At 47.3% G+C, this 15,703-nt stretch carries 14 protein-coding genes; 4 read left to right on the top strand and 10 right to left on the bottom strand.

Annotation, left to right across the window (positions count from 1 at the left end; translation table 11 throughout):
• Positions 1-32: 32 nt before the first annotated feature.
• From Q4Q49_RS17880 to Q4Q49_RS17835, 10 genes are all read right to left on the bottom strand, one after another.
• Positions 33-560: a DUF4303 domain-containing protein gene (locus Q4Q49_RS17880; RefSeq protein ID WP_311906940.1), complete on the bottom strand. Its 528-nt coding sequence runs from the start codon at positions 558-560 to the stop codon at positions 33-35.
• Between the two features lie 121 nt (positions 561-681).
• Positions 682-978 (bottom strand): RhsIA family immunity protein, encoded by a 297-nt coding sequence (locus Q4Q49_RS17875; RefSeq protein ID WP_261273812.1) that lies wholly within the window; start codon positions 976-978, stop codon positions 682-684.
• Positions 971-1,114, bottom strand: a complete 144-nt coding sequence (locus Q4Q49_RS17870) for a hypothetical protein (protein WP_261273799.1) — start codon at positions 1,112-1,114, stop codon at positions 971-973. The genes Q4Q49_RS17875 and Q4Q49_RS17870 overlap by 8 nt, the downstream gene beginning before the upstream one ends.
• A 185-nt stretch (positions 1,115-1,299) precedes the next feature.
• Positions 1,300-2,586, bottom strand: coding sequence for an acetyl-CoA hydrolase/transferase family protein (locus Q4Q49_RS17865; protein ID WP_212600061.1), 1,287 nt, complete (start codon positions 2,584-2,586; stop codon positions 1,300-1,302).
• Positions 2,587-2,864: 278 nt separating this feature from the next.
• On the bottom strand, positions 2,865-3,824 hold the full coding sequence (gene lepB / locus Q4Q49_RS17860; RefSeq protein WP_312000011.1) for a signal peptidase I: 960 nt from the start codon (positions 3,822-3,824) through the stop codon (positions 2,865-2,867).
• Positions 3,825-3,933: 109 nt separating this feature from the next.
• Positions 3,934-5,055 carry an ABC transporter permease gene (locus Q4Q49_RS17855; RefSeq protein ID WP_312000010.1) on the bottom strand — a complete coding sequence of 374 codons (1,122 nt, stop codon included), beginning with the start codon at positions 5,053-5,055 and terminating at the stop codon, positions 3,934-3,936.
• Entirely contained in the window at positions 5,045-6,001 is a 957-nt protein-coding gene (locus tag Q4Q49_RS17850) for an ABC transporter ATP-binding protein (protein ID WP_312000009.1), read from the bottom strand. Before Q4Q49_RS17850 ends, Q4Q49_RS17855 begins: the two co-directional genes overlap by 11 nt.
• Positions 5,998-7,116 (bottom strand): HlyD family efflux transporter periplasmic adaptor subunit, encoded by a 1,119-nt coding sequence (locus Q4Q49_RS17845; protein WP_312000008.1) that lies wholly within the window; start codon positions 7,114-7,116, stop codon positions 5,998-6,000. The genes Q4Q49_RS17850 and Q4Q49_RS17845 overlap by 4 nt, the downstream gene beginning before the upstream one ends.
• A complete protein-coding gene (locus Q4Q49_RS17840) occupies positions 7,113-7,814 on the bottom strand; it encodes a TetR/AcrR family transcriptional regulator (protein WP_006085296.1) in 702 nt (233 codons plus the stop codon). Before Q4Q49_RS17840 ends, Q4Q49_RS17845 begins: the two co-directional genes overlap by 4 nt.
• A gap of 124 nt (positions 7,815-7,938) precedes the next feature.
• Complete coding sequence (locus tag Q4Q49_RS17835) at positions 7,939-8,286, bottom strand: hypothetical protein (protein ID WP_311989728.1); 348 nt, start codon at positions 8,284-8,286, stop codon at positions 7,939-7,941.
• A gap of 874 nt (positions 8,287-9,160) precedes the next feature.
• Here Q4Q49_RS17835 and Q4Q49_RS17830 point away from each other — a divergent pair.
• The 4 genes from Q4Q49_RS17830 to Q4Q49_RS17815 all read left to right on the top strand — a co-directional run bounded on the left by Q4Q49_RS17830 (position 9,161) and on the right by Q4Q49_RS17815 (position 15,587).
• The gene (locus tag Q4Q49_RS17830; protein WP_006085294.1) at positions 9,161-10,018 is read left to right on the top strand and encodes a hypothetical protein; all 858 of its coding nucleotides are present in this window, start codon (positions 9,161-9,163) and stop codon (positions 10,016-10,018) included.
• Positions 10,019-10,029: 11 nt separating this feature from the next.
• Positions 10,030-11,358, top strand: coding sequence for a DUF4785 domain-containing protein (locus Q4Q49_RS17825; protein ID WP_312000007.1), 1,329 nt, complete (start codon positions 10,030-10,032; stop codon positions 11,356-11,358).
• A 501-nt stretch (positions 11,359-11,859) separates the two neighbouring features.
• Entirely contained in the window at positions 11,860-15,126 is a 3,267-nt protein-coding gene (locus Q4Q49_RS17820) for a winged helix-turn-helix domain-containing protein (RefSeq protein WP_312000006.1), read from the top strand.
• An 89-nt stretch (positions 15,127-15,215) separates the two neighbouring features.
• On the top strand, positions 15,216-15,587 hold the full coding sequence (locus tag Q4Q49_RS17815; protein ID WP_311987586.1) for a DP-EP family protein: 372 nt from the start codon (positions 15,216-15,218) through the stop codon (positions 15,585-15,587).
• Positions 15,588-15,703 lie beyond the last annotated feature (116 nt).

The following is a 15,703-nucleotide window of genomic DNA, read 5'->3' as shown; positions in this document are numbered from 1 at the left end:
ATATTGATTTTAATTTTTTTTAAATTTAATAACTATAAAAATCTATCAGCCAGCATATCAGCAACATCTTCATCATGGTCGATACTAAAGGCCATAAAACCATCGATTTTAGGGATCGCTTGATAGACTTCAGTTTGGGTAAACTGCACTAGGCATTCGTTAAACACTGCGCGTATTTGCCGTGCTATCTCCTCCCACTCACTAAAGTCATCCTCGGGTAAGCTCTGTTGAATCGTCTGCAACTCATCCTCTGAAAGCAGGTAACATGTACTAAAACATTGATACTCCCAGTCACCTGTATTGAATTTAAGTTCTTGAATGGCCTCAGGGCTTTGGTATGACTCAGCCCATTTCCCAGACTGGTAATAGGCTAATCGCTGCTGAAAATCTGCCTCTGTATTAAAACAAAGATTTAATTCTGCGTATTCGGCATGGGTGTCAAAAGCAAAGGCATAAAAGGTTTTATCTGGATGAGCTAATAAAAATTGCTCAACCTCAACCGTTGTAAACCGCAATATCTCGGCTTTAATTCGAGCCATAAGTGCATAATCTAAAGTCATAAAGATGTTCCATTTACACAATATTTTTGAGTATGAGTGTATCAGTCCAATCAACCGACATTACCCAACTCAATAATTTTAATGATTTTTTACTGATTCCAAATATTCGAATAAAGCTGAATTAAAGAATTTGTATGCTCCATTTCTCATTACCATAGCGACGGTTTTTATAGCTATCGATACGCCATTCATCGGCTTTTTTGAGAGCAATAAACAAATACTCATCTTCGAAGTTAGTGCTGGTTTTAATATAGATTTCGGCTCTGCTTTTATTTTTTAAAGTGACTTGCACCTCAAGAGGATGATCGCAACCATTAAATTTTGAAGGAAACCCGAAGGAATTACGCACTTTTCCGCCGTAAACGCGCTGTTTTTCGGTGCAAAAATCGTCAAATAACGGCGCTAATTGCTCATTCAGCCACTGGCAATTCCTGCCGTAGCTTATCTTCTTCGGCAGTTCTTTCGGTATAGAGGGTATTTTCGATACTGTTCCAGCGCGTACAAAAAGATAACACCCTCTCTGTTAAATATGCTTTTAATTCAATCTCATCCATTTAAATTATTGACTCATTTATTTATAAGTCTGTCGGTCAAACCCGCCAAGAGTTTATACCATATCGGGACAGACGAATGACTCTTTACCGCGATTAAACGACGTATTAAAACCAACCCTTTACGCTCAAACGAGCTTGCACCACTGCAAACTCGGCAGCAAGCCATAACACCAAGATTTACAATGCTATAGATTTAATCCCCACACCTCAAAGGCATCACGACTCAGTTGTTCCCTAAAATCTGGGTGAGCGATGGCGATCAGCGCTTGTGCCCGTTCGCGCAGTGAACGGCCGCGTAGATTAGCGGCGCCGTATTCGGTCACAATGTAATGCACATGGGCCCGAGTGGTGACAACCCCTGCGCCAGGTGATAACACGCTGGCAATGCGAGAAAGCGTGCCGCCCGCAGCCGTGCTGGGCAGCGCAATAACAGAACGACCACCTTCAGATAACCCTGCTCCGCGGATGAAATCCATCTGGCCGCCAACACCGGAATAGATTTTAGTGCCAATGGAATCGGCACACACTTGGCCTGAAAGGTCGACTTGCAACGCCGAGTTAATCGCCATCACATTAGGATTTTTACGGATAATGGCCGTGTCGTTAACTTGCTCTATGTCCATAAAGATAACCGCTGGATTATCATCAACATAGTCGTATAATTTCTGGCTACCCAGGGCGAAACCTGTGACGAGTTTTCCCGGATAAAAACGCTTCTTACTGTTGTTAATCACGCCCTTTTCAACCAGTTGTAATATACCGTCAGAAAATAGCTCAGTGTGGACGCCTAAGTCTTTATGTTCGGTTAAACAAGACAGCACGGCATCGGGGATCGCACCTATACCCATTTGCAAACAATCGCCATTACGCACCAATTGGGCAACATTTTTACCGATCGCCAAACTCACCGCGTCACCCGTCGCGAAGGAATGAATGGGCAACGCCGCGCTCTGCTCATACACAGCGGCAAAACGGTCGATATGGATAAAGCTGTCACCATGGGTGCGCGGCATTTGTGGATTAATATGAGCGATGATCTTACCCGCGACTTGGCAAGCTGCGAGCGTTGCTTCAACCGAAATGCCTAAGGAACACATGCCATGCTTATCGGGTGGCGACACTTGGATAATTGCGGTATCTATTTTTTGCTCGCCGGAACGAAATAACTTAGGCACTTCAGACAGGAAAATCGGCACATAATCCGCGTCACCACTTTGCAGTAATGCCCGCGTTGGCAGCCCACCGAAAAAACATCGATGGCGTAAATGCCCCTGTAAACTGGGATGGCTTAAGGATTCGGCGCCTTCAGTATGTAACTGTAACAGGGTGAGATTTTCTTTGGTGAGTGCATGCTGCGCCAACGCATCTAATAAAATGCGCGGAGTGGCGCCCATGGAATGAGTCCACAGCGTCTCGCCGCTTTGAATTAAAGCAACCGCATCAAGCGCGCTATGACAAATGATTGGAGGCATAATGAATTCCCTTCGCTAAGCATGATGGCGGCAATCGCCCTAGCGGCAGTGTAAGGGATATCCTAATTAAGCAACATCGATTTCAATGGCTTAGCGCGACTGTTTACTGATAATTTGCGCTATATCAAACTCTGGATTATTAATTGGATCGCAAAATACACATTCAACCTGTTTTGGCACTAGAGGGTAATAAAGCCTCTGGCTAAAATGCTTTGCAGAAATTTGATTAGGGATAACACCAATAAGCCCGTATTGGTTATTCCCATCAGCGCTCAGCCTTACCAAATATATATTACTTTACCAATAATCAAGTCTTGAGGAATAAACCCAAAATATCGACTATCTAAGCTATTGTCTCTGTTATCACCTAAGACGAAATACTGACCAGCGGGAACTAACCATTCATCCCTTAATGTGTTTTCCTGCACATAATAGCGATCAACCAGTTCTTTCTGATGGCGGAGTAATAATACCTGATAGCGAATATCATCCAGCGACTCTTGGTAAACAGCTTGAGTCTCAGTACTCAACTCGGGTAATAAGGTTTTATCGATAAGATCGTATTGAGAGTCCAATACTGCACACGCTTCCCTCGATACATTGCAGGCTTTCTGCACAAAAATGGTTTTGTCGCGATAGATAATCCTATCGCCGGGTAGACCAATTACACGTTTTACATAGTCAATCGTCGGGTTTGCAGGGTATTGAAATACCAATATATCCCCTCTTGCGGGTGTTACCGATGGCGTCGACTTAGCCAGTTGAAAACCTAAATATCGATAGTTACCAAAACCATACTTGCTCACCAACACATGATTGCCGGGCGCTAACGTCGGCTTCATGGAAGAGGCCGGAATACTAAAAGGCTCAAAGAAAAAACCTCGTAACACAATCAGCGGTAACATCATCAAAGCGTAACTCGCTAACACTATCCACCAGCAAGCATACCAGCGGCGGGGTTGAGTAACATCGTAACGACGGGCGATCATAAACCCGTGAATGGGACAAATAACAATAAATAACCAAGAGAGGTAAATATGTTGAAGCCAAGCCATATTCCCCGATTTAAATGGGAAATAGTTTGAGTGTAAAAATACATCCACGGCCGCGATAATCAGCGCACAAATAAAATATCGAATAAAATATTTAAATTGATTAACGTATAAAAATACAAACGGCTGAAAAAATAGGCCTAATAATATTGCGAGCCAAGCTTTTGGCTTCCATTGAATATCCAATTGAACTCCGTTTCACCCTAGATTTGGAAAACGGCATCATAATTCACTGCCTAACCTAGCACAACCTCATTCCCAGTTGCTGATAGCCTGCCATGCGACTATCAGCATGCTAATCTAGACGCTTAGAGAATCTCATGCTGGCGATAAATAGCCCGACACAGGTAAAACCTATCATCCACAGGGCATCAAATTGCAGATCCATCACTTGGGCATCGCGCAACACTATGGCCCGTGACATGCGCATAAAGTGGGTTGCGGGTAAGGCTTCGGCAATCCATTGCGCCGCGATGGGCATGGCTTCGTAGGGGAACATAAACCCCGACAATAGAATCGATGGCAGCAGGATAAATACCGTCATTTGCATCGATTGCAGCTGGGTTTTAGCTATGGTCGAAATCACTAATCCTAAGGTTAAACTGGCGCAAATGAACAACATAGCGGCAAGGGCGATGGAGTCAATCCCGCCACGAATCGGCACATCAAACAACAAATGCCCTGCGCTCAGGATAATGGTCACTTGCACAAAGCCGACGATCACATAGGGCACGATTTTACCCAGCATCAACTCCAGCGGCCGCACTGGCGTAGTGATCAAAAACTCCATATTGCCCTGCTCGCGCTCACGCACTATGGCGGCGGAGGTAAACATCACCATGGTCATAGTCAAAATCACCCCCAACAGGCCGGGCACGATATTGACCACAGAGCGTTGCTCAGGATTGAAATATTGCACTACTTCAAAACTCGGCATCACAGTTTTTTGCGCTCTCCCTGCGACTTCATCCAGCGGCATTTGCCTAAGGCTACGAATGGTTGAGGCGACAACCGTATCAGAACCGTCCACCAGCCATTGCCCTACCGGCTGAGCTAAATATTGCTGGCCCGCAAAGCTTGGATGGCGCACTAAGCGCTCATCGAGATCGGCGGGCAAATACAGCACAGCTTTAACTTCGCCGCGAGTGATCGCCGCCTCTGCCTCAGCTGCACTTAAATATCGCTGTTTGAAATCCACCACCTGCGTCGCTTCCACCGCCTGCACCAATGAGCGGCTGTAGGCAGAATCACTCAAATTCACCAGCCCCGCGGGCAGATGGCGCGCATCGGTATTGATGGCATAACCAAACAACATCAGTTGCACCAGCGGGATCATGACTATCATGCCAAAGTTCATACGATCCCGTGATAATTGCCGCAGCTCTTTGACGACAATTGCAAAAATTCTACGCCACATGGTCAGTTTCTCCCTTGGACACCCCAGCCAAACGCTCGCCGGTGCAAGTGACAAACACATCCTCTAGGCTAGCGCGCACTTCTTCCATCGTCCGGCTGGCAACCCGAGGTTTAAGCCAAGTGAGCGGATCTTCAATATCGCTGCGCACTAACACCCGTAAACGACTGCCGATTTGCGCCGCCGACAATACCGCTGACTCGCTGATTAATGATTGCTTTAAATTGCGTAAATCATCCCCTGAAATTTCAACCACCCGAGCGCCCATCGCCGCCATCAGCTGCTGGGGTGAACCGTCGGCGCGTTTTATCCCCCGCTCTAAAATCGCCAGACCGTGGCAACGCTCGGCTTCATCCATATAGTGAGTCGACACAAGAATCGTGGTGCCTTGGGCGCAGAGATCGAATAAGCGCTCCCAAAACTCGCGCCGATTCTCGGGGTCGACCGCCGAGGTCGGCTCATCGAGAAATAACAATTCGGGGTGATGCAAGGTCGCCGCCGCTAAGGCCAAACGCTGTTTCTGGCCGCCACTCATGGAGCCTGCCATTTGTTTTTCTCGGCCGACTAAATCGTACAGCGTGACTAACTCGGCTATCCGCAGCTTTGAGGCTCGGCGGTTCAAACCATAAATTTGCGCGACAAACTCTAAGTTTTCCCGCACCGAAAGATTGTCGTACAGGGAGAATTTTTGCGTCATATAGCCGATGCGGCGACGCAGTTTTTCCTCGGCGCCGGGTAAGGTTTCACCCAAGACGCGGATTTCCCCCGATGTTGGACTTAGCAGCCCAGTCAACATACGAATTGAAGTGGACTTTCCGCAGCCATTGGGGCCAAGAAATCCATAAATGGTTCCCTTGGGAATGGCGAGATCGAGGTCTGCCACCGCATTGACGCCGCCAAAGGCGCGGGTCATGCCTTGGGTCTCGATAGCAAAGTCGGTGTGGCTCATGGCAGCTCCACGGCTAATGCCATGCCCGTCGGTAAATCCTGCCCCTCGGCAGAAATCGTAATATCTGTCAGATACATCAACCGTGCTCGGTCACGCTCATTCAGCGCATAAAACGGCGTATAAGCGGGCTGACTGCGGATATTACGCACAGTGCCAGCAATCGGCATTTCGCGGCCATCCACTCGGATATTGACCTTATCACCCGCCTTCACTCTGTCTAACCAAGTCGCGGGCAGATAAACCCGCACATAGGGATGCTCGCTCGCCAACAAACCAATCAACTGAGTGCCCGCAGCAATACGATCGCCCACTCGCCAAGGTAGCGTATCGACAACGGCATCACGCGCCGCCACTAAGCTCAAGTCTGCTAAGGCTTTTTGTTCGATGGCGACACTGGCACTGGCGGCGGCCACCGCGGCTTTGGCTTGTTCTAGCTGCTCACTACGGGTGCCATTTTCTAGTAGGCGCAGGCTTTGCTCCGCCTCGGCTTGCTTGGCTAAACTGGTATCCCGCGCCGCACGGGCGGTATCTAAATCCGCTTGGCTCAGCACTTTCGTGGCATACAAACGGTTAGTGCGCTCAAAGGCACGCTGCGCTTCCTTCACGCTGGCATTTGCCCCGTCGAGCACGGCCTTGGCGCGTTCGATATCTTCTAAACGCGCGCCAGTCACCGCCTCAGAAAGTTTAGCTTTAGCCTGTTCAAGTTCGGCTTGGCGCAGGGCAAGGCGCGCATTGGCCGAAGTCGAATCGAGTGTGAGTAGCACTTCGCCCGCCTTAACCTGCTGACCTTCAACCACATTCACCCGAGTAATCAACTCACCCACGGGCGCGGTAAGCGTCAGCCTGTCACGCTCGACTGTGCCAAGGACGCTCGGCGACTCTTGAGTGCAAGCCGCTAACTGCAGCAGCAAACAGCCTAAAACGACACCTGTCGCGACTCTTTTAGCTAATGCGGTTTGATTAGTTAACTTATTGTTTCTTAACTTGCTGTTGCTTAACTTGCTGCTACTTAAACTGCTGTTACTTAAACTTTTGTTACTTGAGTTGTTTTTACTGAAACGATTGCGACTAAAATCTTGGTCATTCAACATCGTTAAACCTTTCGTTGAGCTCATGACTGGCTCCTTGGTTCACATAACAGTCCCTGCGTAAAAACCTGCATATTGTGCAGAGCTAAGCGCTGCAAAAGCGCAGCATCGGCATCAAAAAAGCCGAACTGACGCATTAATACGGGCGGGGCAATAAGCGGAAATACCATAAGACTCACAAAACTTAGCCGTGCTAAATCGGGGTCGACACCCTCTTTTAATAATCCCGAATTAACTAAGGTGGATTCGAGCCATTGCCGCGACAGGGTTAACACTTGCTCAAATACAGACAAGATAATTCGATAGGGTTCCGAGCCATCGCCCTCCTGCAATACCCGTATAATCAGCCGTGGCAAGCCAGGGTTGGGCGCCATAACGCGATAGTAGGTCTGCATGATTTCGCCGACATTATTCGGCGCCTCAGCTGCAGATATTTCGCGTAAGCGGGTTAATACGGGCTCAAGGGTTTCCCGCACCATTTGTTCGAACAAACCCGCTTTCGAACCAAAATAGTAACGGATAAGCGCGGCATCGACCTCGGCTTCGCGGGCGATTTCACGGGTAGACACAGTAGGATAACTGCGATGACTAAAGAGACTTAAGGCAGCGGTTATTAAGCGTTGACGCGCGTCTGAATTTCCCTTCGGACGACCGAGAATGGGCGGCGATTCAGGTTGGGCGCTAAATGGAACGACGCCCCTAGGACGACCGGGAATAAGCGACATGGCAGGCTCCAGCAAAATTCATCTATTGATGAATATACTGAAACGCCGCGTAAAAAGGCAGCAGTTAAATTCCTCATTTTCATTGGTATTGAGGAATTTAACCCTAAAGCGTCAAGACTAAAATTTATGCACCTTTGACTATGGCACCTAAACGGCTGACAAATTGCTGCACGGCTTCGACTGTGTCAAAGCTAAAGGCAAGTCCATAGTGGGTTTCGGTGAGACTCTTATGCAAACGCTTTGGAAAACGAGTCATCTCCGCATTGTGGAAATAATCGTATTTGGCATGCACGCCTGCAATGGTGACGAGTTCGCCAGAAAAAACCTCAAATGCGGGCCGAATAATCAAGTTCGGTGATTTACCGTCGAGGTGTAAATAGAACGCCTCTTTGGTGTCTGGGAGCATGTATTCGGTAATGTTTTTTATGCTGAAGTTAGTGCGGCATTGCAATCCACTTAAGCAGCTCACCATCTCATTATGTTCTATCGCCAAACTTATTCTCCCTTATCTCTTTAATCCTGCCCAAGTCGCATTGCATCTCGTATTTCAACCCATCGCTCAATCACTGTTTGAATCGCTGTTTCTATTAGTGATTCAACCAATGGCTCAAATCAGTGCTTCAATCAATGGTTAAATCAATGCTTCAATCAATGACCTAAAAGCTGACATATCATAAATGCGTGCATTCTTGGCAGTATGGGTATTTATCACGTTGATACTACTTTAACTCAGCTCAGCCTAATCGGTTTACGCTGTAAATGCACTAAGCTGATGTCGATCTCACAAAGCGAGTGGCTAAGTTTAGCGAATTTATCTAAAAAACCTTTATATACAGAACGATAAACCGATTAATTCAAACGCAAAGCCAATGTCACAGAAAATTCTTTTGCGTAATCGAGCCATGATTTCAAACACCATAAAACACAGCACCATTTATTAGTCATTGCTTATCATCACCTTATCACCCTCGATATCAATATTAAAACGCATACTTTAAAATGCTGCCATGCTATTCAATTATATGGTTATTTTTTACTTGCCAGCTAAAAATGTTACGTCTAGGTTAAGAAGCTTGAGTTAAGTCCTGTTGATAATGGCTAAGTTACGGCAATCACATCGGCTGCCAACCTAAACTAGCGCATTCACCCTATCCCGTCGTATTCAGGCCTTAAATCATGTTCTACCCAAAGTGAGTAACCCGCGCCTATGGCGCATATAACCCGAGCCATGTCAGCCGATTTAACGCTAAATTACGGCAAATCCTCAGCATTAACCGATTTGCCCTAAACAGTCACAACGGACTGCGCGGCCACTATCAACAAGACCAACAACACGAGATATACCCATGAAGATCAAAAAAGCCCTCATGCTCTTGGGTCTGTTAGCTGTCAGCCCAGCGACATTAGCTGCAACCGGAGTTGCCTTTATCCACGGTACGGGTCACCAGACCAATGCCTTAGCCGATTACTGGACGCCCGAATTTGTTAACTCAGTGCGCCAAGGCATCCCAGTGCCAAATAATTACACAGTGATCAACTGCGACTTTGACCAATATATGTGGGAAGAAAGTGCCGCAGGTTGTCTGGCGACCCAGCTCAATAGCTTTATCCAAGCCAAAAATATCGATGACTTAATTCTGCTGACCCACTCCAATGGTGGCAACGTAGTGCGGTGGATTTTATCTAACCCCACGTGGGACAGCCGTTATCCTGCGGTGATCAACGCCACCTCAAAGGTTATCGCCCTCGCCCCATCCAGTGCTGGTACGCCGCTGGCCGATGCGGTGAACCAAGGTAATGTGTTCGAAACCAGCTTAGGCTGGCTCTTAGGATATGGCAGCAATGCGGTGAAACAACAGCAAGTGGGTTGGATGGCAAACTACAACAACACTATGCTCTACGGCACTGCAGGCCGCCCAAGCTTAGGTAAACCCTTCGAAGTCGTGGTGGGCTCTGATGTTGATTCCGCCATTTGGGACAGCGACAGTTACTGCGCGGGTTATCAATACCAAGTGGCGCTCGAAACTACCCAAAACTGGCTCGATAGCTGCTCCGACGGCTTCTTAAATTGCAGCTCGCAAAAGGCAGCTGGCACAGTCTGGTTTACCGATAAACAAAAGACCCGTGGCCAAGAACCCCTAAGCCATCAGCAGAGCCGCCGTGCGTGTTTCAATTTAGACACGCTGATCCGCAACCACATTTAAGGAGCACTAAGATGCACACACTCAGCAAACTTGCCAGTGTCTTGGCGCTAAGCGGACTGCTCGCAGCCTGCCAAGATGAAGCCACACCTATAGATCCCAAAACCAATGCTAGCCCTATGTACGCCAAAGGGTTAACCCTAGCCGCGCCGAGCAATACCGATCTTGTCGATAGCAATATTGCCAGTCCAACACTGGCGCCCATTAACACCAGTACGGATTACATTAGCTTTATCACCCCTTTGTATGGCGAGTATCAGGCAAGCGCGCCGCAGCTTGAACAAGCCAGCCAAAGTGACGAGTATTGGGTCAATGTAACCGGCGCGCAGCTTAATGCGGGCGTGGGCCTCACCATGAGCCAAGCATCGAGCCTAGTGCGCATTGCGCCTCGGGGCGATACCCGTTCTGGCGCCTTAATGCATGCAGAGGCTATTGCCCCTGAGCGCGTACAAATTCAGCGCGTTAGCCCTAATCAGTCACCCCAAGGCAAAGCGGCCAACAGCAGCGGGATAAACACCAATGAGTCATTGGTCAAATCGATGGCCAACGCCGATGCCCTTGCTAGCGCAGGATTAACCGATGATTCCAGCGCACTGCAAATGTCGGCGAAAGCCACACCGGGCCAATATCGCCTGCAGGTCAGTCAGCCGTTAACGCCAAGCGCCAACTACTTAGTCAATGTGAAGGAAAAAGGCTCGCCCTATCAACTGAGTGTCAAAGCCTCCTCCACTATCGCGGCTGATGCGCAAACCCTTGGGCTTGAACTCGCACTCAGCCAAAGTGATAACACCTTCGTGCCGCAGGCAACACTCAAGCAAGCCGATGGCGATATGCAACCACTGACGATGGTAAAACAAGGTGAGACATGGCAAGCGGTGATCCCCGCAGGCGTGGCACTTTCGAGCAGCAATGCGGGTTTCAGTGAAGTTGAAATTACAGTGCAAACCCAAGTCGATGGCCGCCCAGTGCAGCGCACGGTCAAATCTGTCTTTAAGTCCTATGTCAATTCGGCGAGCATCAAGCCCGAAGTGCTTACGGTTTGGGATAAAGGCCTGCCTAACCAAATCAACTTTGAGTTATCGGTCGCCGAGGCTGGACGTTTTGGCTTAAGTGGCACGTTAACCGGCACCAATGCCGAAGGTCAAAAGGTGGCGATTCTACGTACCCAAGCGGCTAATTGGCTGACCCCAGAGTCGCCAAAGTTAAAGCTGATGTTAGACCCTAAGCTCATCCAAGCCTCGGGTTTACAGCCGCCATTCGAACTCAATGAGTTAGAACTGCAAGATCAAGGTCAAATGGCCAGATTAAGCTATCAAGCCAAGGCATTGATCTTAACCCGCTAACATTAAGCTGCTGATATTAACGAGCAGATAGAAGACGCGGGCTTTAAATGCCAATGTTAAACCAGAGGCGAGGCTCAAGTTAACCGCCCCAAGCTAACACGACAAAGTTAGCCCGATAAAGTTAATCCGCCCGAGTTTTCTCTCTCATTGAAAAGTGCCCATAGTGGGCACTTTTCCATTGTTGATGTTTTGCTAATAAACAGCCAAAAGCCGCCGCGTTATTTAACATGCTACGTAAAGCACAAACTGTTGACAGAAAAATGACAAGCTGCAGATGATTACCCATAGCTGCCATGAATAAAATTTACATTGATTATCAAGGGTTATTCCTTTTAAATAACAAATGTAATAGGCATAATGTCAAGGCTTTGACATCAAACCTTAACAGACAACAGCCCAGCACTTACAATAAAAAACAACAAAAATATAACTATAAGAGTGGTAACTAACGGTACGTTTTCCCACAGTACGCTAGCCAATACTCAATAAATGGACATTGTTATGAGTGACAGCACATTTTTCTTTGGTGAATGGCAAATCAATCCCAGCGCCAATAGTCTGCTCCTTGGCAAACAAGTCAAACAACTTGAGCCCAAGGCGATGGATGTGCTGTTATTTCTCTGTCAACGGGCGGGCGAAGTCGTTAGCAGTGATGAAATAGTCAGCCACTGCTGGCCGGGGGTCGACACGGGCGACAATCCACTACACAAAATTATCAATCAGTTACGTAGAGCATTAGGCGATAGCGCCACCGAACCCACCTATATAGAAACCATACGCAAACGCGGCTATCGCACCTTAGCCGAAGTGCGTTTTCCTATCGGCCACGAAGCCACCGCCAGCCCGCAAAGTTGGCAAGGCGGATCGCCCTTTCCGGGTCTGCAAGCCTATAGCGCTAACTATGCCGAGGTGTTTTTTGGCCGCAGTGAACAAATCAGCACTTTGCTTAACCGTATCAGCCAGCAAATCATCTATGGTCGTGCCTTCTGTCTGGTTTTAGGCCCAAGTGGCAGCGGTAAATCCTCCCTGATAAATGCCGGTGTTGTGCCCAATTTAATGAAGGGCGGCGGCTATAACGGCATTGGTGTCGCGTCATTCAGCAGCTTAGATTTTGCCGATGTGAGTAAAGGGCAACTGTTAACCGATCTTGCCAGTGCTATGCTCGACTGGGAAATCAACGACACTCCAGTATTCGAAGGCATGAGCGCTGAGACTCTGTCGATTCAACTCGTCGAAGATATCCAAGGCGTGATCAACCAGTGCACCCAAGCACTCAAGGTTCAGCCCTTTACTCAGCCGTTTTTTGCCTTGTTTATCGACCGATTAGAAGTGTTGCTCTCATCACCGCTATTTAGCGACACCGAGCGCACAGTATTTGTTGAACTGCTGGAACAACTCGCCACCTCTAAGGCCGTGATTATTATCAGTGCCTGTCGCAACGATTTTTATCCTTTACTTGTGGGCTACCCAAGCTTAATGGCCGGCAAATCCCGCGGCGCCCACTTTGACTTAGCGCCGCCGACACGCACTGAACTGTTGCAAATGATCCGCCTGCCCGCGGTGGCCGCCAACTTAAGCTGGGAAGTTGACAGTGAAACCGCGATGCCGCTCGATGAAATGCTCTGCAGCGACGCCGCAAGTAACCCAGATGCACTGCCCATGTTGCAATACACGCTGCAGGCCTTGTATTTACAACGCAGCGCCGACGATAAGTTATTAGTCTCGGTTTATCATGCCCTTGGCGGTATTGAAGGGGCGATTGGTAAAAATGCCGAGCAAGCGATTTCCCATTTAAGCGATGCCGAAAAAGCCAGTCTGCCACGGATTTTATCCCTGCTAGTCACCTTGCGCGAAGATGAAAAGTCCATCACCAGCCGCACCGCCCGCTGGTCGCAGCTGCAAAGCACCGCCGAAACCGCCCTAGTGCAAGCCATGGTCGATAGCCGCTTATTCGTGTCGCATCTGCAAAATGGTGAACCCTGTTTTAGCATCGCCCACGAAGCCCTGCTGCGCCGTTGGCCACGGGCGACGGCGTGGATTAGCGAACATAGCGACAGTTTGAGCATTAAGAGTCGCCTGCAGCATCTTTCAACACGCTGGCTCAGCGAAGCCAAACACAGCGCCTATCTACTCGCTGAAGGTAAACCTTTAAAAGAAGCCCAAAGTCTCAGCCAAAATCCGTTATTCGATTTAGACGATCCCGAAACCGCCTTTATCACAGCCTCCACCAAACGCGCCAATATGCTGCGCTGGACGAGGCGCTTAACCGTCACCCTATTATGCGTCCTCACCCTCACTTCCATTATCATGAGTGTGCGCAGCATAGAAGCTGAAAAACTCGCCCTGCAAAAACGCCTCGCCGCCGAAGATTTGCTCGGTTTCATGGTGGGCGACTTCGCCGACAAGATGCGCGGCATCGGCCGTATGGACTTACTCGACGGGATCAGCAATAAAGCACTGGAATATTTCAGTGATTTTTCCAATGACAACGGTGATCAACATCTGAGCCTTGAAGCTCGCCTACAACATGGACAAACACTAGAGGCAATGGGTGAAGTCGCGTATTCACGCGATAAGCTAGATGAGGCCAAGACAGCGCTTCTCGCCGCTCAAACTAAGCTAACCAATCTCTATACTGAGCAACCGACAAACCTAGAGTTATTAAAAACCTTAGGCGCAAATGCATTTTGGCTTGGGCAGATAAAATACGATATGAGTGATTGGGAAAGCGCTAAGCCCTACTTTGAGCAGTATCTAAGTTATAGCCAGGTCATGTATAAGCTAGCTTCCGACGATAAAAATGCTCTCATGGAACTATCCTACGCTAACAATACGCTAGGTTCACTAGCAATGAAGCAACAGCAATTTGATAAAGCTACAAGCTACTTCGATGAGTCACTCAGACTAAAATTATTAGCTCTGACTCAGGATCCTAACAATAAGCAACTGCAGGCAGATATAGCAGATACTCGTTCTTGGCTTGCACGAACGTGGCGTTCTAGAGGTCAACTAAACTCTGCTATATCTATACATAATCAGCTTCAAACAGAGTTGAAGTCTATTACAAAAACAAATAATACGGATGGCTATCTACTTGATCGATATGCCAGCAGTTTGAGGACCAGCTCTACTTTGTTTGAATACCAAGGCTCAATGCTTGAAGCATTCAATAACGCCTTGCAGGGTGAAAAACTGATGCAACAAGCAGTAATATTAGATCCTAAAAATACCGCTTGGAAAACCCAGCTTTATTATCTCAAATTCCAATTAATGTCACTTAACGCAACACTCAAAGATCCACGAAGTTATTATACACCTGAATATTTGCGAGCTGAGCTTGAACAAGAGAATAAGGCTTTCATTAACAGCCGACGCTATAGTGCACTCAAAGCAATATTCCTCAAAAATTCGGCACAGTACTATTTTATAATGGGAAAAAATCAACAATGCAAAGAATCACTTGAGGAGGCCTCACTCATATTAAATGAAATAATAAAAGACGCACCCGATGATTTTAAGTATCTTGCCAGCTTTGCTGAAGTTGAGCTACTTAGCGCCAAATTATCTAAACAACGACAAGATATGCCTGCAGTTCAAAAAGCCTGCATTCAAGTCAAAGAAATGCTAGAACCGATCCAACAAAAAGATAGAGATCCTCAGTACCTACAACCCTACGCTAAAGCGCTAGATTGCCTCGGAACATTGGAGAAAAATCAAACGCTGCTAAGTAGTTTAAAGACTATGGGGATAACCAACTTCAATTTTTAACCTGATTTATAAGTAATAAGTATCTTTGTTATAGTAAATAAAAATAACTGAAAGTCGTAATAATTAAACACAAACATAAGGAAAAGTTTATGAGCCAATTTCAGGCAACCCGAGATCCTTTGATTAATCTTTCTATACAAATTAATGACGGTCAAGCTGTATTTCGTTACTCCAAAGATGGCGAGCCCTGCCATGGAAATGTCGAGGTTTATAAAGCAGAAGCTATCCGCTACCAATTAATCGATACCCCTGACTTAGTTCAGTTTGTTGGTGTTGGTTTTCTAAATCCTTTTAATGGCAACATAAATAGTGTGTTGATTGAAGAGGGGGGAAGAGTAGTAACCATTAATGATTTGCATAAAACAGCTGGAATTATCAAATTCCAATTAATTCTAAAATATGCTGATCACTCTGTATGGCTTATAAGTCCAGACCCACAAATTATTGACCGAGAAGATTAGATCTTTCTGAAATACTGGGAAAAGCGGGGACCGCCATATCTTTTCGAAAAATCGGGGACGAAAAATCGGGGAAAAAATCGGAGACAGCCATGCCTTTTTGTGCTTTGTCCCCTCTT

The organism is Shewanella sp. SP1S1-7 (assembly GCF_031932105.1).
In the GTDB taxonomy this organism is placed as follows: Bacteria; Pseudomonadota; Gammaproteobacteria; order Enterobacterales; family Shewanellaceae; genus Shewanella; species Shewanella baltica.
This window is presented reverse-complemented; position numbering and strand designations above follow the sequence as displayed.